This is a genomic window from Microbacterium tenebrionis, assembly GCF_903645325.1.
GTDB lineage: Bacteria > Actinomycetota > Actinomycetes > Actinomycetales > Microbacteriaceae > Microbacterium > Microbacterium tenebrionis.
Map to the genome: position 1 here is coordinate 238696 of NZ_CAHJXQ010000002.1, position 16998 is coordinate 255693.

Annotated in this window: 17 protein-coding genes and 2 pseudogenes; 4 read left to right on the forward strand and 15 right to left on the reverse strand. The window is 69.0% G+C overall.

The genetic code is table 11. The features are described 5' to 3' along the window. Nucleotides 1-114: 114 nt before the first annotated feature. Nucleotides 115-507, forward strand: coding sequence for a VOC family protein (locus tag HWX58_RS04545; protein ID WP_099195594.1), 393 nt, complete (start codon nt 115-117; stop codon nt 505-507). Nucleotides 508-936: 429 nt separating this feature from the next. Here the strand turns inward: HWX58_RS04545 and HWX58_RS04550 are convergent, their stop codons facing one another. Further along, nucleotides 937-1197 carry a PspC domain-containing protein gene (locus tag HWX58_RS04550; protein WP_175985847.1) on the reverse strand — a complete coding sequence of 87 codons (261 nt, stop codon included), beginning with the start codon at nt 1195-1197 and terminating at the stop codon, nt 937-939. An 82-nt stretch (nt 1198-1279) separates the two neighbouring features. Then, on the reverse strand, nt 1280-1714 hold the full coding sequence (locus tag HWX58_RS04555) for a hypothetical protein (protein WP_175985848.1): 435 nt from the start codon (nt 1712-1714) through the stop codon (nt 1280-1282). Nucleotides 1715-1927: 213 nt separating this feature from the next. Between HWX58_RS04555 and HWX58_RS04560 the strand changes: the two genes are divergently transcribed. Beyond that, complete coding sequence (locus HWX58_RS04560; RefSeq protein ID WP_175985849.1) at nt 1928-2509, forward strand: alpha/beta fold hydrolase; 582 nt, start codon at nt 1928-1930, stop codon at nt 2507-2509. A gap of 118 nt (nt 2510-2627) precedes the next feature. On the opposite strand, the gene HWX58_RS04565 is transcribed toward HWX58_RS04560, so the two are convergent. The 5 genes from HWX58_RS04565 to HWX58_RS04585 all read right to left on the reverse strand — a co-directional run bounded on the left by HWX58_RS04565 (nt 2628) and on the right by HWX58_RS04585 (nt 5298). Continuing rightward, on the reverse strand, nt 2628-3164 hold the full coding sequence (locus HWX58_RS04565) for a DJ-1/PfpI/YhbO family deglycase/protease (RefSeq protein ID WP_175985850.1): 537 nt from the start codon (nt 3162-3164) through the stop codon (nt 2628-2630). A gap of 136 nt (nt 3165-3300) precedes the next feature. Next, nucleotides 3301-3600 carry a Fe-S cluster assembly protein HesB gene (locus HWX58_RS04570; protein ID WP_175985851.1) on the reverse strand — a complete coding sequence of 100 codons (300 nt, stop codon included), beginning with the start codon at nt 3598-3600 and terminating at the stop codon, nt 3301-3303. Between the two features lie 108 nt (nt 3601-3708). Beyond that, nucleotides 3709-4176 (reverse strand): GNAT family N-acetyltransferase, encoded by a 468-nt coding sequence (locus tag HWX58_RS04575; protein WP_175985852.1) that lies wholly within the window; start codon nt 4174-4176, stop codon nt 3709-3711. Continuing rightward, the gene (locus HWX58_RS04580; protein ID WP_175985853.1) at nt 4173-4748 is read right to left on the reverse strand and encodes a 1-acyl-sn-glycerol-3-phosphate acyltransferase; all 576 of its coding nucleotides are present in this window, start codon (nt 4746-4748) and stop codon (nt 4173-4175) included. Before HWX58_RS04580 ends, HWX58_RS04575 begins: the two co-directional genes overlap by 4 nt. 46 nt (nt 4749-4794) lie before the next feature. Continuing rightward, nucleotides 4795-5298: a DUF6328 family protein gene (locus HWX58_RS04585; protein ID WP_175985854.1), complete on the reverse strand. Its 504-nt coding sequence runs from the start codon at nt 5296-5298 to the stop codon at nt 4795-4797. A 99-nt stretch (nt 5299-5397) separates the two neighbouring features. On the opposite strand from HWX58_RS04585, the gene HWX58_RS15270 reads away from it, so the two are divergent. Beyond that, the gene (locus HWX58_RS15270) at nt 5398-5532 is read left to right on the forward strand and encodes a hypothetical protein (RefSeq protein ID WP_264675131.1); all 135 of its coding nucleotides are present in this window, start codon (nt 5398-5400) and stop codon (nt 5530-5532) included. Here HWX58_RS15270 and HWX58_RS04590 read toward each other — a convergent pair. Further along, nucleotides 5529-6503, reverse strand: a complete 975-nt coding sequence (locus tag HWX58_RS04590) for an IS481 family transposase (RefSeq protein ID WP_175985855.1) — start codon at nt 6501-6503, stop codon at nt 5529-5531. The genes HWX58_RS15270 and HWX58_RS04590 overlap by 4 nt on opposite strands. 122 nt (nt 6504-6625) lie before the next feature. Then, nucleotides 6626-8035: a DHA2 family efflux MFS transporter permease subunit gene (locus HWX58_RS04595; RefSeq protein WP_175986137.1), complete on the reverse strand. Its 1410-nt coding sequence runs from the start codon at nt 8033-8035 to the stop codon at nt 6626-6628. 222 nt (nt 8036-8257) lie between these two features. Between HWX58_RS04595 and HWX58_RS04600 the strand changes: the two genes are divergently transcribed. Then, a complete protein-coding gene (locus tag HWX58_RS04600) occupies nt 8258-10315 on the forward strand; it encodes an ABC transporter ATP-binding protein (protein WP_175986138.1) in 2058 nt (685 codons plus the stop codon). A 28-nt stretch (nt 10316-10343) separates the two neighbouring features. On the opposite strand, the pseudogene HWX58_RS04605 reads toward HWX58_RS04600, so the two are convergent. The 6 genes and pseudogenes from HWX58_RS04605 to nadA all read right to left on the reverse strand — a co-directional run bounded on the left by HWX58_RS04605 (nt 10344) and on the right by nadA (nt 16987). Continuing rightward, a pseudogene (locus HWX58_RS04605) lies at nt 10344-11116 on the reverse strand (SDR family NAD(P)-dependent oxidoreductase). A 20-nt stretch (nt 11117-11136) separates the two neighbouring features. After that, nucleotides 11137-12078 (reverse strand): glycosyltransferase family 2 protein, encoded by a 942-nt coding sequence (locus HWX58_RS04610; RefSeq protein ID WP_175985856.1) that lies wholly within the window; start codon nt 12076-12078, stop codon nt 11137-11139. Between the two features lie 82 nt (nt 12079-12160). Then, nucleotides 12161-13303, reverse strand: a complete 1143-nt coding sequence (locus HWX58_RS04615; protein ID WP_175985857.1) for a cysteine desulfurase family protein — start codon at nt 13301-13303, stop codon at nt 12161-12163. Between the two features lies 1 nt (nt 13304). Then, nucleotides 13305-14156: a carboxylating nicotinate-nucleotide diphosphorylase gene (gene nadC, locus HWX58_RS04620; protein WP_175985858.1), complete on the reverse strand. Its 852-nt coding sequence runs from the start codon at nt 14154-14156 to the stop codon at nt 13305-13307. Then, the gene (gene nadB, locus HWX58_RS15495; protein ID WP_175985859.1) at nt 14156-15697 is read right to left on the reverse strand and encodes an L-aspartate oxidase; all 1542 of its coding nucleotides are present in this window, start codon (nt 15695-15697) and stop codon (nt 14156-14158) included. The genes nadC and nadB overlap by 1 nt, the downstream gene beginning before the upstream one ends. Beyond that, nucleotides 15694-16987: pseudogene (nadA, locus tag HWX58_RS15500) on the reverse strand (quinolinate synthase NadA). Before nadA ends, nadB begins: the two are co-directional and overlap by 4 nt. Nucleotides 16988-16998 lie beyond the last annotated feature (11 nt).

A 16998-nucleotide genomic window follows, 5' to 3' on the forward strand; every position in this document is an offset into this window, starting at 1 on the left:
TTTGGTCACCGCGTTGCTGCCCTTCATGACCTCCCGGGTCCGCTCGTGTCGGTGGACAGCTGGATGACGACCCTGCGAGCCGATCCGCGAGACGCGTTGCCATACGATTGAGCGGTGACGACTCCTATACGCCGCGAGATCGGCCAAGTCTTCATCCCGGTGCGGGACATCCACCGCTCTGCCGACTGGTACGGCAGGCTGCTCGGTGCGGAGGTGTCCCTGCCTTCGCATGACGACACGATCGTCGACGTCCCGATGGAACCGGGCCCCGGCCTTGCTCTCGACGCGAACGCGCCGTTCACGCCGGACGGTCCGCCACGCTTCTTCTGGTGGGCCGATGACCTCGGCGCAGTCGTGGCGCATGTGCGCGATCTCGGGGCCGAACTCGCCTCGGACGTCGTCGACATCGGGAGCGTGGCCTTCGTCCAGTTCCGGGATCCTGACGGGAACCTGCTCATGGTGTGCGCTCGAACGGAGGGCGACGAGTCCGCTCACACCGTTGTCTGACCGCCGGTGAGCGAAGGCGCGGCTCATCAGTGCTGGCCCGCACAACGACAGTGGCGGAAGAAATCGCTCGGTGTCGGAATGCGGTGGAGTTCCGCTTCTCGAACTAAACCTTTGGTGCGCTCGCACTCACGGATCGGAGCCGACGCGCACAGCTTCGCTCGCTGTCAATATTCAGTACCGTGTCGAAGTCGGCGTAAGCCCTCTGTGCCAGCCTTGAGTGAGATCCCCGGTGACCCTCTGTGGATCTGTACCCCGGAGTTGCACCCTTACTGGACAGCGACAGGTTGGTATGTACCGGAACTCGGTGGAATTCCGCTTCAACGTGCAGCTCATCCTTTCTCAGTCGAGCCGCGAGCGGCCCGCGTTCGCGGAACCACGCCTCGCTGTGATCGCCGACCCACTGCTGATGGAAGTAGATGATGTACTGCGTCATCGCTGATCCTGTCCGTTCCGCCCGCCGAGCGCTCGCTCCAACGGGATGCTGTCGTCCTGCCAGGGCGTGAGCAGCCAGACGACGACGTACGCTCCGACGCCGAGCACAGGCAGCAGGAATGAGATGAGCACGAGCAGCCGCGCCACCCAGACGCTGATGCCGAGCTTCTGCGCGATACCGCCGCCGATGCCGGCGAAGATGCGCCGAGGGCCTCGGCGGAAGCCGCTGCGGCGGATGGCGTCGAAGAGAGCAGTCATGTCGTCGACGGTACAGGCGCCGAGCGCTCGCCGCAGGGGTGATAGCCGCCGCATCCTCGACGGAAAACCCGAACGCCGATGCTCAGCCGGCCGCCTTGCGGATGTACTCGGCGATCGTCTTCTCGGTCTTCGGCGTCAGCTTCTTGAGAGCGAACGACGTGACCCACATGTCGCCGTCGTCGAGCCGCGCGGCCTCCTCGAAGCCGAGGGTCGCGTAGCGCGTCGTGAACTTGGACGCCGCCTTGAAGAACACCACGACCTTGCCCGCGGCATCCGTGTACGCCGGGAATCCGTACCAGGTCTTCGGAACGAGCTGCGGGGCGACCTCGCCGACGATCCGGTCGATCCCCTCCGCGAGCACGCGATCATCGTCCGGGAGCGCCGCGATGGCCTCGCGCACGGCCTTCTCGCCCGCTGCGCGGGTCTTGCCGGCTTTCTCTTCGGCGCGCAGCTCGGCGGCGCGCTGCTTGACGGCATCGCGTTCTTCTTTGCTCAGTCCGGCAGTCTTCTCAGCCATACTGGCCTCCTCGTGAGTGATGGTGCTGGGTCTGCGAACACGTTACGTCGGCACTGTGCCGTGCTGCTTCTCGGCCGTGCTGCTTCTCGATTCCTGATCGATCCGCGTCCGGTGGCGCCGGTGGTTCTGCGTCACCGCACCGGATCAGTATCGTGGATGTGTGTGACGAGACCGGGCCGCGGCCCGGTACCCCGCGATCAGCAGAGGAAGACGATGACCGAGCAGAGCATTCTCGAGCGCGACGGCGGTGCCGTTCCCTACGCGGAAGAGGGCGAGGGGCCCGTCTCGTTGGTGCTGATCTCGGGCCGCGCGCTGAACGCGGACGGGCTGGGCGTCGTCGCGCACTATCTTGCCGAGGAGGCCGGGTTCCACGTCATCCGCATCGGGCCGCGCGCCGAGGCCGGCGGCACGGACCGCGCCGAGACCCTCCGCGAGCGCGTCGAGGATGCGATGGCCGTCATCGACCACCTCGGCCTCGATCACACCTGGATCGGCGGACACGGCTTCGGAGGCACCGCCGCCCGTGTCTTCGCCGCAGAGCACACCGACCGTGTGAACGGGCTGCTGCTGCTCGGGGTCGAAGAGGACGACATCGCGCTCGCGCGGGCGATCCCCGTGCTCATCGTGCAGGCGACCGCCGACGAGGTGACACCGCCGGCGCGTGCCGAAGCGCTGCAGGCGACAGCCCCCGAGCGTGCGAGCATCAAGTCGATCGACGGCGCCGATCACCTGTTCCCCGCAACGCATCCGATCGAGACCGCGGTCATCATCGAGGAGTACCTCGACTGGGACTGACCCGGCTCACTCCAGCCCGAGTTCGATGTGCGGCTGGTCTGCGAAGCCTCGAGAGTGAACGCGGTGCAGAGGCCGGCGATGCCGCCGACCTCTGCACCGCGGATCCGTTACTCGGGAATCAGCCGTGCCGGCCCTCCGCGATCTCCTCGACGGTCTTCGCGTTGAACGCGGGAAGGTCATCCGGCGTCCGGCTCGAGACGAGTCCGTGGTCGACGGTCACCTGCTGATCGACCCACGTCGCTCCGGCGTTGCGCAGATCGGTGCGAAGGCTCGGGTAGCTCGTGAGCGTCCGCCCCCTGACGACGTCGGCCTCGACGAGGACCCACGCTCCGTGGCAGATCACGGAGACGGGCTTGGCAGCGTCGAAGAACGCTTTCGCGAAGGCAACGGCGTCCTGATCCATTCGCAGGTGATCGGCGTTCACGACGCCACCCGGAAGGACCAGCGCGTCGAAGTCGGAGGCGTCGGCGTCGGCCACATCCTGATCGACCTTCTGCTCGTGTCCGTTCTTCCCGGTCACCGTCCCGTCGGCGGGGGAGATCAATCGAGCCTGCGCCCCGGCATCGGTCACCGCACCCCACGGACTGGTCAGCTCACTGTCTTCGAAACCATCGGTGAGCAGGAACGCCACCTTCTTGCCATCGAGTTCTGCCATGATCTCTCCTCTCTTTCTGAATGATTCCACCCTGGCGCCGCTCCCGGCGGTCGAACAGGGGGTTGACGCGCTGACGCGCTGACGCGAGGAGGGTGGGATGCCGGAACATCCCACCCTCCTCGGACATCTCAGAACATCACGCCGGCTGCGCCAGGATCGTGAAGCTCACGGCTCCCTGCTCGTCGACACCGGCGTCGAGCACCTTGTCCGACAGGGCATCGGCGGCGACGTCCTCGAGGAAGACTCTGCTGCCCTGTCCCTCGACGACGACATCGGCCGGCTCGGGGGTGGGCACGACGTGAACCGCGAAGCGCGCTTCGCCGTTCGGACCCTGCCCCTCCGCGGTCTGGATGCGCAGCCCGGCCTCTGCACCGGCATCCTCTCGGCCGACGATCGTGGTGACGACGGCATCTGCATTCTCGGTCAGGGTGAGCACAGCGCTCTCCTTCCGTGTTGCGGACATGCTCCGGACGAAACATGTCCGGGCCACGATTCCGCACAGGAACGGCGTCTTCAAGCTCAGGTCAGGATTCTGAGCACTTTCTCATGTGGGCGGCCGGAGCCGCTTGCGCAGGAAGACCTGCTCCGTGCCATCGTCCTGAGGCACGCGCTGCGTCTGCGCGTAGCCGCATGCCTCGTACAGGCGGATGTTCGCCTCGCTCAGGCTGCCGGTGAACAGCTCGGCCTGGGCGGCAGTGCTCGCCTCCTCGGCCGCCTCGAGCAACGCGCGGCCGACGCCCTCGCCCTGCATGTCGGGTGCGATCGCGATCCGCCCGATCATCAGGAGGTCTCCGTCTTGGACGGCTCGGATGGCTCCGACGAGGCGTCCGTCGACACGAGCGACCCACCCGTCGTTCTCCGCGATCTCCGCGCGCAGCTGCTCGAGCGTCTGCGTCAGCGGGGGCATGTCGGCCGATCCGTAGATCAGAGCCTCTGACACGAACGCCGCGCGTTGCACCGTCAGCACTTCACCGGCATCCCCCGGAGCGATGGGTTCGATCGTCAGGGTCATGCTCGGGGATCCTCTTCGCGAAGGCGAGGTTCGCGGCGATGCTCGGGGCGGAATCCCGCCTTGTCGGCGTAGAACGCGCGGATCCGATCCATGTCTGCCGACACCTCGCCGGTCAGCTCGAAAGTGGGGCCGATACCTGTCGTCATGGTGGTGCGGTCGACGAAGCAGAGCGTCACTGGCATGCCGGCATCCCGGGCAATGCGGTAGAAGCCCGACTTCCAGTATCCGGCGCCCGTGCGCGTACCGTCCGGCGTGATCACCAACCCGAACGTCTCGCCGGCGTGCACGCGTGAGACGACGTCGGCGACGACGCTGCTCGGGTCTTCGCGATCGACGGGTATGCCGCCGAGACGGCGCATCACCGGCCCGCGCCATCCGGCGAACAGGCTCTTCTTGCCGAGCCAGCGGATCTCGACACCGAGGCGCCACGCGATCGCGAGCATGAGCACGAAGTCCCAGTTCGAGGTGTGCGGCGCTCCGATGAAGACGGTGGGGCGATCTGGTGCGGCTGCGCCGACGAGCCGCCAGCGGCTGACGCCCCAGAAGGCACGGGCGATGAGTCGTCGGAGCATCCCTCAACGGTAGGGGAAGTGGTATTCCGGATCGGGTATGGGGGTCTCACCCGCGCTCCCCGCTGCGCCTCATCAGAGCGGGCAGCGCGAGCCAGAGACCGAGCACGATCACCGCCCCGACGGCCGCGACGATCGTCGCGGGAGTGCGTCCGAGCGTGAAGTCGACGATCAGTGCGGTGACGCCGATGCTGAGCAGACCCACCACGACCAGGTCCGCCTTGACGAGGCGCGAGGCGATGCGCACCAGCTCCGGCTTGCGACGGCGGCCGAACAGTGAACGGTGCATGCCGACGGGCGCGAGCGCGATGATCGTCGCGAGCGCCGCGAGACCGACGAGAACGAGATACAACCCGACCTGCAGAGGGTCGAGTTCGGTGAAGCGCGGTTGGAACGCCACCGCGAGCAGGAACCCCGACAGCACCTGCGTACCGGTCTGCATGACGCGCAGCTCCTGCATGAGCTCGTCCCAGTTGCGGTCGGCGCGCTCGTTCGCCGTCTCACCGCGGCCGTCTTGGCTCAGGGCATCCTCGGCCGGGGCATCATGGTCCATGAGCCGAGTCTGGTCACGCGCCGGCCGTCTTGTCCAGCCTTCACCGCACTGGATGCCGCTTGCCGAGCTCGTGGTCAGAACCGGGCGTACCATGGAGGCATGACTTCTTCGCAGACCACGCAGCCGGGCGCCACGACCGAGGCGCAGCCGCTCACGGCGCCCGCCGGTCTCAACCTGCTCGGCGACACCGACGCCGGCGGTTGCTGCGGCGCCGACGGCTGCTGCTCGCTCTAGATGTACTGACCTCGACCGTTGTTGATTCGGTCGATGGGGGTGCGGCCTCCGATGCCGAGGTGGTGCCTGTCTAGGTTGTAGTAGTCGAGCCAGGTCGTCAACCCTGCTTTTCGGTCGTCGTTCGAGCTCCAGGGGCGGGCGTAGGCCCACTCGGTGGCGAGGGTGCGGTTGAGGCGTTCGACTTTCCCGTTGGTCCAGGGGCAGTGCGGTTTGATGAACCGCTGTCGGATGCCGTGCGCGTCGACCACGGCCTTGAACGCGGCCGAGTGGCGGTAAGCGAACGCGTTGTCGCTGATGACGCGTTCGACTGTGACGCCGAGGCGCGCGTAGAACGCGATCGCGCGGTCGAGGACGCCCGCCGCGGTGGTGCCTTTCTCGTCGTCGTGGATCTCCGCGTAAGCAACTCGGGAATGGTCGTCGATGACGGTGTGCACGTAGTCGTAACCCAGGCCCCGCTTGCGCGCAGGACGTTGCCCGCGGCCATGCAGACGCCATCCGCCGCCGTCGGGGATACGGCCGAGTTTCTTCACATCGACGTGGATCAGGGACCCGGGATGATCATGCTCGTAACGCTGCGCGGATCGGCGGGTCGCGCGGATCACGGCCCCCGTGACCGGGTCCAGCTCCCGCAGCAACGGCACGTGGTGGCGGCGCAACACCCTACCGACCGTTGAGGCCTGCAAGCCGAGCTTGTCAGCGATGAACACCGGCCCACGCCGAGTGAGGTGCCGCATGATCCGCACCCTCGCCTCCACGCACGCTTTGGTCTGGCGAGGGTGGGAGCGGGCGACGCTGGAACGATCGATCAGGCCCGCCGGGCCGCACTCCCGGAACCTGCGCCACCACCGCCACGCAGTCGTGCGGGAGATCCCCATTTCCGCGGCAACATGCGCGACCGCACGCCCCGACTCGATGCGCTGGACCATGATCAACCTGCCGGCCGGAGTCAGCCGGGCATTAGCGTGGGACACGAGAGACCTCCGTGGACTCGAGGGAACCTAGACAGCTCCAACTCGACTACGGAGGTCTCTCCTACGTCAACAACGATCCGGGTCAGTACATCTAGAGCAGCCAGCCGCCGACCGGCCGGAGGTCAGTGACCTCCGGCGAACTCCGCATCCACGTCGTCCGCCGGCTTGCGGACGAACGCGCTCAGCGCGACAGCACCCAGCGAGATGAACGCGGCGATCAGGAACGCCAGGCGTGCGCCCGGCGCACCGGCGACCGCGGTGTCCAGACCCTGATGCTCGCCCGCGTGCAGGATCGACGAGTACGTCACCGTGAGCAGGGCGACGCCGGCCGCACCCGCGACCTGCTGGATCGTGTTCAGCGCAGCCGAACCGTGCGAGTACAGGTGGCGACGCAGCGATCCCAGCGACGATGAGAACAGCGGCGTGAACGACATGGCCAGGCCCACCGACATGATCGTCTGCGCGATGACCAGCATCCACCACACCGTGTGCTCGCCGACGGTCGAGTAGAAGAAGAGTGCGGCCGAGACCATGATCGTTCCGGGAACGAGCAGCGTGCGCGTCCCGCGGGCGTCATAGATGCGACCCATGATCGGGCCGAGCAGTCCCATCAGCACCGATCCCGGCAACAGGATGAGGCCCGACTGCAGAGCATCCAGGCCTGCAACGTTCTGGAGGTACTGCGGCAGGAGCGTGAGCGTTCCGAACATCGACAGCGCCAGCACGGCCATCACGATCACCGCGACGGTGTAGTTGCCGCTGCGGAACACGCGCAGATCGAGCAGTGCATCGTCGACGCGCTGCAGGACGAGCTGCCGCCAGACGAACAGTGCCAGGGCGATCGCGCCGACCACGAGCGAGACGATGCCGATCGTCGCGCCGCCGGACGCGCCCTCGCCGCCGAACTGGCTGAGGCCGTAGACGACCCCACCGAATCCGAACGCCGACAGCACGATCGAGAGGACGTCGATCGGCGCGTTCTTGGTCTCGCCGAGGTTCGTCATCCACTTGGCCCCCATCGCGAGGGCGATGATCGCGATCGGAAGGACGATGGCGAACAGGACGCGCCAGTTGAAGGCATCCAGGACGGCGCCGGCGAGCGTCGGACCGATGGCGGGGGCGAGCGAGATGACGAGGCCGACGCGGCCCATCATCCGGCCGCGCGACTGCGGCGGCACGACGTTCATCATGGTGGTCATCAGCAGCGGCATCATGATGCCGGTGCCGCCGGCCTGGATGACGCGCCCGGCCAGCAGCACGGCGAAGCCGGGTGCGAGCAGGCACACGAGGGTGCCGATCGAGAACGCGCTCATCGCGGCGATGAACACCTGCCGGGTGGTGAAGCGCTGCAGGAGGAATCCGGTTGTCGGGATGACGACGGCCATGGTCAGCATGAACGCGCTCGTGAGCCACTGTCCGAGCTCGGGCGGAATGCCGAGATCGGTGTTCAGGTGCGGGATCGCAATGCCCATCGTCGTCTCGTTGAGGATCGCGACGAAGGCGGCGACGAGCAGCAGCCAGATGACGCGCATGTCGGACGGCGCGATTGCGGGTGCCGCCTTGACAGAGGGAACGGAACCGGTGGAAGCGGTGGCCAAAACGTCTCCTCAAGAGAATGGGGCGGGCGGGAAGGCCGGGCGCGGAACCGACAGAACTGGCATCCGCTCGTGCGCGACGTTCCAGGATAACCCCTCCGGTCGCCCTCATTCCCGACGGCGGCATAATTTTGCGCGGTCTAGGCTGAGCGCATGAGCATGGTTGGCATGGGCGGAGGCCGCGGCGGTGGTGGCGGCTTCCGGGGTGTCGACGAGGCAGCGCAGAAGAAGCTGAACGCGCAGGCGCCGAGGATCGCGGGCCTCGGCAGGCGAGTCGTCGCGCTGTTCCGCCCCTACCTCGGCCGCATCATCGTGACCGGCATCCTCGTGATCGCCGGCGCCGCGATCGCCGTCATCCCGCCGCTGATCGTGCAGCGCATCTTCGACGACGCGCTCTTCCCGACCGATGGCGGAAGCCCGGAACTCGACCTGCTCATCCGTCTCGTGCTGGCGATGGTGGGGCTCTTCCTGCTGTCGGCGGTTCTCGGGGTCGCGCAGACCTGGCTCACCTCGACGGTCGGCAACAGCGTCACCGGCGACCTGCGGGTGCGCCTCTTCGAGCACCTGCAGGCGATGGAGCTCGGCTTCTTCACGCGCACGAAGACCGGTGTCATCCAGTCGCGTCTGCAGAACGACGTCGGCGGCGTCTCGGGCGTCCTGACGAACACGGTCACGAGCATCCTGGGCAATGTCGTCACGGTCATCGCATCGCTCGTCGCGATGATCCTCATCGACTGGCGGCTGACGCTGATCGCGGTCGTGCTGATGCCGTTCCTCGTCGTCGTGCAGCGCAAGGTCGGCCAGGTGCGCGCACGGATCGCGGGGGAGACGCAGGAGTCGCTGAGCGAGCTCACGTCGATCACGCAGGAGACCCTGAGCGTGTCGGGGATGCTGTTGTCGAAGGCCTTCAACCGGCAGCGCACGGAGTCCGATCGGTATCAGTCGGAAAATCGGAACCAGGTGACGCTGCAGGTGCGGCGGGCCATGAGCGGACAGGGATTCTTCGCGGTCGTGCAGGTGCTCATGGCGTCCGTGCCTGCCGTCATCTATCTCGTGGCCGGCTACCTCATCGCCAGCGGCGAGGGTGCGATCACCGCTGGAACCGTCGTCGCGTTCACCACCGTGCAAGCACGGCTGCTGATGCCCCTCATGGGGCTCATGCGCGTCTCGCTGGATCTGCAGACGTCGTCCGCGTTGTTCGCCCGCATCTTCGAGTACCTCGACCTCGTGCCGGAGATCGAGGACGCTCCAGGCGCCATCGCGGTCGCACAGGCGCCCGGTCCGCGGGGCCGGATCGAGTTCCAGGACGTCGTCTTCCGATACCCGGATGCCGCGCCCGACGCCCGCCCGACCCTGCAGGGCGTGTCGTTCACGGCCGACCCCGGACAGCACATCGCGTTCGTCGGGCCGTCGGGTGCGGGCAAGACTACCGTGCTGTATCTCGCGCCGCGGCTGTACGAGGCGCATGGCGGCGCCGTGCTGTTCGCCGGGGCCGACGTGCGCACCCTCACCCAGGAGTCGATCATCGACGACGTGGGCATCGTGTCTCAGGAGACCTATCTGTTCCACGCGACGATCCGCGAGAACCTCATGTACGCGAAGCCGGATGCCTCGGAGGAGGAGATGATCGCCGCGTGCCGCGCGGCCAACATCCACCACATCATCGCCGGATTCGAGCAGGGCTACGACACGATCGTCGGCGAACGCGGCTACCGGCTCTCCGGGGGCGAGAAGCAGCGCATCGCGATCGCCCGGGTGCTGCTGAAGGATCCGCCGGTGCTCCTGCTCGACGAGGCCACGAGTGCCCTCGATACGGTGTCAGAGCGGATCGTGCAGGAGGCGCTCGACGAGGCCGCTCGCGGGCGGACGGTGCTGTCGGTCGCGCACCGCCTCTCGACCGTCATGGGCGCCGACGTCATCCACGTGCTGGAGGCCGGGCAGATCGTCGAATCGGGAACGCACGCCGAGCTGCTCGCGGCTGGCGGTCTTTACGCCGAGCTCGCCGCGCAGCAGGTCGCGGCATCCCGGATCATGGGCGCCGAGGCGGAGATCGAGCGGGAGGTGTCCGGGGGAATGATGGCCGCGTTCGCCGACCGGCGGGCGGATCGCGCGCCGGCGGGGTCCGTCTCCGAGGATGCCGTGAACACCCTCACCGCGTCGGTTCCTCTGCTCCACGGGGATGCCGGCGATCAGCGCGTCTACCCCGCTGAGGGGTGAGTTCGCCGGCGCCCAGTGCGCCGACATCTCAGTGCGCCGACATGCCGCCGTCCACGAACAGCGAGTGCCCGGTGATGTACGACGAGCCGGCGCCGGCCAGGAACACCGCGGCAGCCGCGAAGTCGCTCGGGAGTCCGTTACGCCCGATCATCGTGCGCGCTGCGAGCTCGGCGACCTTGGCCTCGTCGTTCTGCGCCGGGCGTTGAGCGGAGTGAGCACGAACCCGGGTACGAGCGTGTTGCTCGTGACGCCGTGGTGGCCCCAGGCCTCGGCTTCGGAGCGCATGAGCGACTCCACCGCGCCCTTGGAAGCGCCGTAGACCCCGCTGCCGACGAATGCGCGATGCGCCTGCTGCGAGCTGATGTGGATGAGGCGTCCGAATCCGCGCTCGGCCATTCCCTGTGCGTACCGCTGCCCGAGCAGGAAGGGTGCGAGGGCGTTCACGGTCATCGTGGCATCCCAGTCCGCTTCGGTGATCTCGGCGAACGGAGGCCGGATGTTGATCCCGGCCGAGTTCACGAGGATGTCCGGTTCGCCGAACGGCTCCGTCGCGGCCTCTGCTGCGGCGTGGATGCCGTCGCGGGTGCCGAGGTCGCCCACGACGCCGGCGGTGCGACATCCGTCGTCGGTCAGCTCGCGGACCGTGTCGTCGATGCGGTCCCGGCCGCGCGCGACGATGACGACGGATGCTCCGGCGCGAGCCAGTGCCGTGGCGATGCCGCGCCCGATGCCCGAGCTGCCGCCGGTGACGACGGCCGTTCGGCCCTCGAGCGAGAAGAGCTGCGACAGATACGGGTTCATGGTGCTCCGTTGCGGGTCGTTCACCAGGCCAGCGCCGCTGCGAGCGACGGGTCGGGTCGGGCGTCGGCGTATTCGGGCAGCGATCGCAGCTCGTGGATGAACGACTCGACCTCGGCGCCGTACGCCGGATCGTCGTGGGTCGCCGCGATGGCCTGCAGCGGCGGCAGGTCCATGGCGAGGATGAGGTCGAGTCGGGCGACGACGGCGGCGGTCGCGCCCGCTTCGTGCAGGACGCGGATGCCGCCGCGCAGGGCCGCGATGTAGTCGCGCAGCACAGGCAGCGCGGCCTTGCTCTGCGTGATGGAGGTTCCGTCGGCCCGCAGCCGCCAGTGCACGACGACATCGGGGATGACGTCGAACGCGGCGGCGCGCGTGTACATCTGCTGCGCCACGATCTGATCCTCATAGGCGACGCCTTCGGGGAAGCGCAGATCGGACCAGAAGTCCGTGCGACTGACCTTGGACCACGCGACGATGTTCGACGCGGCGGCCGGATGCTCGGCGATGGTCGTGGCGAGGCGCGCGGGATCGGTCGCGGCCGCCGTCCACGGCTGCACGCGTCCGGGGGCGTATCCGTCACCGCGGAGCCGGGAGCGCGCGTAGGCGCCGGCGACGAAATCGCTCCCCGTCTCGGCGAGAGTTCCCGTCAGACGGGCGATCGCGGTCGGGGTGAGCTCGTCGTCGCCGTCGAGGAAGCCGAGCAGCGGTGTGTCGACCTCGGCGAGTCCCGCGTTGCGAGCGGCGCCCAGCCCGCGCGGCTCGTCGTGCCTCAGCAGCCGGAATCGCGGATCGGATGCCGCGGCATCCGCGAACACGTCGCCGGTGGTGTCGACGGAGCCGTCGTCGATGAGGATCGCCCGCCAGCGAGGCTCTGTCTGCGCCCGCAGCGAGGCGATCGCCGCCGGCGCGAACGACTCGATGTCGCGGCCGGGGACGATGAGCGTGACGATCGGGTCGGGCACGCCTCGAGTCTATGGTGCAGCCTCTGTCGTCGTTCGAGTAACGCAAATGACCCGATTCCAACACCGGATGAGGTCATTCGCGTTACTTGAACGACGCGACGGCGGCCACGGCATCCGCCACCAGCGCCGCCAGCCGCTCCGGCGCGTCGCCCTGGAGCGGTTCGCGCGCGAAGGTGAAGCGCACCGAGGTCTGCGCCGTCTCGGGCGCGATGCCGCACGCCAGCAGCACGTGCGAGGGCTCGTCGCTGCCGGCTGCGCATGCCGAACCACTCGACGAGATCACGCCGCGGCGTTCGAGCTCGAGCAGAACAGCTTCGCCGCTCGTCCCGGCGAAGGTGAAGCTCGCTGTCGCCGGCAGCCGGTGCTCGGCATCGCCTGTCAGTGCTGCCTGCGGTACGGCATCCAGAACACCGCGGATGAACCGACCGGTCAGAGCACCGACCTGCGACGCACGCGCAGGCCGCTCCGCCTCGGCGAGCTCCAGGGCCGTAGCGAGGCCGACCGCCCCGGCGACGTTCTCCGTGCCCGAGCGGCGTCCGCGCTCCTGACCGCCGCCGTGCAGCAGCGGCTCCAGCGGCACGCGGCCGCGAACGGCCAGGACGCCGATGCCCTTGGGCGCGCCGAGCTTGTGCCCGGCGATCGAGATCGCGTCAGCGCCGAGTTCGGCGAGCGGCAGCCAGCCGGCGGACTGCACGGCATCCAGGTGCAGCGGCACACCGGCATCCTTCGCGACCTGCCCGAGCGTCGTGGCACCCTGCACCGTGCCGATCTCGTTGTTCGCGTGCCCGATCGAGACGAGCGCGGTGTCGTCGCGCAGGGCGGCGGTGAGTGCCGCGGGGGAGACGCGGCCCGTGCCGTCGACCGGCGCGAGCGTCACCGTCACGCCGTGGAACCGTTCGAGGTACGCCGCCGACTCCAGGATCGACTCGTGCTCGATCGGACTCGTGACCAGGTGCCGGAGTCCTCGCTCGAGCCCGGCCAGCACGATGCCCTTCACGGCGAGATTGTTGGCCTCGGTCCCCCCGGAGGTGAAGATCACGTCTCCTGTGCGCATCCCGAGCAGGCGCGCGACGCGCATCCGGGCGTCCTCGAGCGCGCTCGCCGCAGCCTCACCCGCCGTGTGGTGGCTCGACGGATTGCCGAAGACCCCGGTCAGGTAGGGGCGCATGGCCTCGAGCATCTCCGGACGCACCGGAGACGTGGCGGCGTGATCGAGGTAGAGCATCTCAGCTGATCCGGACGTCGAGCCCCAGGTCGAGTGCGCGCGCCGAGTGCGTCAGCGCACCGACCGAGATGACATCGACGCCGGTCTCGGCGATCGCCCGGACCGTTTCGAGATCCACACCGCCGGATGCCTCGATCGTCGCCCGATCGCCGATCAGCGCGACGCCTGCGCGCAGGTCGTCGAGCGAGAAGTTGTCGAGCAGCACGGTGTGCGCGCCACCCGCGAGCACGGTCTCGATCTGGTCGAGTCGGTCGACCTCGATCACGACGTGCGTCGTGTGCGGGAGCTGCGCGAGCGCGTTGCGGAGCGCCTCGGCGACGTCGCCGCCCGCGGACTGGAGAACGGCGAGGTGGTTGTCCTTGGCCATCACGGCATCCGAGAGCGAGAAGCGGTGATTGCGGCCCCCACCGGATGCGACCGCGTGCCGCTCGAACGCGCGCAACCCGGGCGTCGTCTTGCGGGTGTCGGCGATGCGCGCGGAAGTGCCCTCGATCGCACGGACGTACTGCGACGTCAGCGTGGCGATACCGCTCATCCGCTGGGTGAAGTTCAGGGCGACGCGCTCTGCGGTCAGGATGCTGCGCGCAGAACCGGTCACGGTCGCCAGCACGTCGCCGGGCGCGAACTCGTCGCCGTCGCCCACGTGCACGTCGACCGTGAGCGACGGGTCCGTGAGCGAGAATGCGGCGGCGAACACGTCACCACCGCTGAAGACCCCGGGTTCACGAGCTGTGAGATCGGCGACGGCCTCGGCGTCGGCCGGCAGCAGCGTGGTGCTCGTGAGGTCGCCCCACGGGGCGTCCTCGTCGAGAGCGGCGCCGACGACGCGGGTGAGGGTGGCGGGGGTGAGCATCAGGCTCCGATCAGGGCGGGGTGACGGTCGATGTGGTGCGCGCCGACGGATTCGGTGCGGGCGAGGGCGGCGGATGCCGTCGCCTCGGCGACCAGCAGCAGGTTCGCGTCCTCGTGCTCGGCGCGGGTGGTCGGTGCCGAGGATGCGGCGCGGAAGGAGCGGATCGTGTCGAGCGCCTCGGCGAGTCCGTCGGGGGTGCGGAGGAGTCCGACGCGGTCCCACATGAGGTGCTGGAGGGCGGGGCGTGAGGTTTCGACGCGTCGCTGCGCTCCTCGCGGGGCCCGTTTCGTCTCGCCCCGCTCGCTCGACGACCGCTGCGGGTCGTTGAGCGGAGGCGGCGCAGCCGCCGCAGACGAAACGGGCTGAGCGACCGAAGGGGGTCGGCGCCTTCCCACAGCATCCGCGGCCCTGGCCCCGAAGACCGCGGCCTCGAGCAGCGAGTTCGACGCCAGCCGGTTCGCGCCGTGCACGCCGGTACGCGCGACCTCGCCGGCCGCGAACAGCCCGGGCAGCGAGGTGCGCCCGTCGAGGTCGGTGACGACTCCGCCCATCAGGTAGTGCGCGGCCGGCGTGACGGGAATCGGCTCGCGCCCCCAGTCGAATCCGCGCTCGTGAGTGACCCGGTCGATCGTGGGGAACCGCCCCGCGAGCCGAGCCGCGCCGATGCCGGTGGCGTCCAGCCGCACCGGCGAGCCCTGCAGCGCGGCCTGCCGCGCCACGACCCTGGCCACGACGTCGCGGGGCGCGAGCTCGCCGTCCGGATGCGCGTCGAACACGAAACGGCGGCCGTCGGCGTCGATGAGTGCTGCGCCCTCGCCGCGGACGGCTTCGGAGATGAGGAAGGCATCGCCGCCCGCGAGCACAGTCGGGTGGAACTGCACGAACTCCAGATCCGTCACGGCGGCGCCGGCGCGCAGGGCGGCCGCGATGCCGTCTCCGGTCGCGCCTGCCGGATTCGTCGTATGCGCGTACAGCTGTCCGGCGCCGCCGGTCGCGAGGATCACGGCGTCCGCATGCAGGTCGACCGGATCGTCGCGGCGCAGCATCCGGATGCCGTGCACGGCAACGCCGTCGGTGAGCAGATCGACGAGCAGGGCGTGCTCGATCACCTCGATGTCCGCTTCGCGGACGCGTTCCAGGAGCGCCCTGCTGATCGCCGCCCCCGTGGCGTCTCCGCCTGCGTGCACGATGCGCGCGTGCGAATGCGCGGCTTCACGGCCGAGGAGCAGCATGCCCGTGGCGTCGCGTTCGACCGCGACGCCACGGGCGATGAGCTCGGCGATGCGCGTCGAGCCGTCTTGGACGAGCACGCCGACCGCTGCGGCATCCGACAGCCCCGCGCCCGCCGTCATCGTGTCGGCGGCGTGCAGCGCGGGGGAGTCGTCGGGGCCGTACACGCCGGCGATGCCGCCCTGGGCGAGCGCGGTGCATCCGCCGCCGAGGGCGTCCTTAGTGACGAGAGCGGTCCGGAGCCCCGCTGCCGACGCGTGCAGCGCTGCGGTGAGGCCGGCGATGCCGGAGCCGACGACGACGACGTTCATGCGCGGGGCTTCGCCGCCAGCATCCGTTCGAGCGCGGCCCGCGCGGGGCCGGCGACGTCGTCGGTCACCTGGATGCGGTTGACCACGCGGCCGGCGACGAGCTCTTCGAGCACCCACGCGAGGTAGCCCGGGTGGATGCGGTACATCGTCGAGCACGGGCAGACGACCGGGTCGAGGCAGAAGATCTCGTCTTTGCGGGAACTGCGCGGCCAGGCGCCGGACGAGGTTGATCTCGGTGCCGATCGCGAACGTGGTCGGTTCGGTCGCGGCGGCGATAGCTCGCCGGATGTAGTCGGTCGATCCCGCCTCGTCGGCAGCGTCGACGACCTCCATCGGGCACTCTGGATGCACGATCACGCGGACGCCCGGGTGCTCGGCGCGCGCCTGATCGATCTGTGCGACGGTGAACCGGCGGTGCACCGAGCAGAATCCGTGCCACAGGATGACCTTCGACTCCTCCAGTTCGGCGGCCGTCGAACCGCCGAGCGGGCGACGCGGGTTCCACATCGGCATGCGCTCCAGCGGAACGCCCATCGCCTTGGCGGTGTTGCGGCCGAGGTGCTGATCGGGGAAGAACAGCACGCGCCGTCCGCGCTCGAACGCCCACTCCAGGACCGTCTCGGCGTTCGACGAGGTGCACACGATGCCGCCGTGGCGCCCGACGAAGCCCTTGATCGCAGCCGAGGAGTTCATGTACGTGACGGGGATGACCGGCACGCGCCCGTCGGCGTCTGCCTGATCCAGCGGGCCGAGGACGTCGGCGAGCTGCTCCCAGCAGTCCTCGACCTGGTCGATGTCGGCCATGTCGGCCATCGAGCATCCAGCGGCGAGGTTGGGCAGGATCACGGACTGCGCGGGCCCCGAAAGCAGATCGGCGGTCTCGGCCATGAAGTGCACGCCGCAGAAGACGATCGCGTCGGCGTCGGGGTGCTCGAGCGCCGCGTTCGCGAGCTGGAACGAGTCGCCCACGTAGTCGGCGTGCTGCACGACCTCTTCGCGCTGGTAGAAGTGCCCGAGCACGACGGCGCGGTCGCCGAGGGCAGCCCTGGCGGCGCGGATGCGGGAGTCGAGCTCGTCCTCGCCGGCCTCGCGGTACTCGGCCGGCAACTCGCCCTGCCGGGGAGCGCCGGTGGGGATGACATCGCCCATCGAGGAACCCGGGCCGTAACCCGGAACCGTGTCGAAGGTCCAGGGGCCTGCTGCCAGGTCGGTGCTGCAGGAGTCTGCGGGAGCTGCCTGGATCAGGTGGTCGACGGAGGGGTCGGTGATGCGGATGGTCGAGGTTGGCATCGGAGCGCCGC

What these genes read in the sequence shown, in the direction of transcription:
- HWX58_RS04550 (WP_175985847.1), bottom strand. Translation starts at nt 1,197, where the DNA reads ATGACTGCTCTCTTCGACGCCATCCGCCGCAGCGGCTTCCGCCGAGGC.
- HWX58_RS04555 (WP_175985848.1), bottom strand. Translation starts at nt 1,714, where the DNA reads ATGGCTGAGAAGACTGCCGGACTGAGCAAAGAAGAACGCGATGCCGTC.
- HWX58_RS04560 (WP_175985849.1), top strand. Translation starts at nt 1,928, where the DNA reads ATGACCGAGCAGAGCATTCTCGAGCGCGACGGCGGTGCCGTTCCCTAC.
- HWX58_RS04565 (WP_175985850.1), bottom strand. Translation starts at nt 3,164, where the DNA reads ATGGCAGAACTCGATGGCAAGAAGGTGGCGTTCCTGCTCACCGATGGT.
- HWX58_RS04575 (WP_175985852.1), bottom strand. Translation starts at nt 4,176, where the DNA reads ATGACCCTGACGATCGAACCCATCGCTCCGGGGGATGCCGGTGAAGTG.
- HWX58_RS04580 (WP_175985853.1), bottom strand. Translation starts at nt 4,748, where the DNA reads ATGCTCCGACGACTCATCGCCCGTGCCTTCTGGGGCGTCAGCCGCTGG.
- HWX58_RS04585 (WP_175985854.1), bottom strand. Translation starts at nt 5,298, where the DNA reads ATGGACCATGATGCCCCGGCCGAGGATGCCCTGAGCCAAGACGGCCGC.
- HWX58_RS15270 (WP_264675131.1), top strand. Translation starts at nt 5,398, where the DNA reads ATGACTTCTTCGCAGACCACGCAGCCGGGCGCCACGACCGAGGCGCAG.
- HWX58_RS04595 (WP_175986137.1), bottom strand. Translation starts at nt 8,035, where the DNA reads ATGCGCGTCATCTGGCTGCTGCTCGTCGCCGCCTTCGTCGCGATCCTC.
- HWX58_RS04600 (WP_175986138.1), top strand. Translation starts at nt 8,258, where the DNA reads ATGGTTGGCATGGGCGGAGGCCGCGGCGGTGGTGGCGGCTTCCGGGGT.
- HWX58_RS04615 (WP_175985857.1), bottom strand. Translation starts at nt 13,303, where the DNA reads ATGCTCTACCTCGATCACGCCGCCACGTCTCCGGTGCGTCCGGAGATG.
- nadC (WP_175985858.1), bottom strand. Translation starts at nt 14,156, where the DNA reads ATGCTCACCCCCGCCACCCTCACCCGCGTCGTCGGCGCCGCTCTCGAC.
- nadB (WP_175985859.1), bottom strand. Translation starts at nt 15,697, where the DNA reads ATGAACGTCGTCGTCGTCGGCTCCGGCATCGCCGGCCTCACCGCAGCG.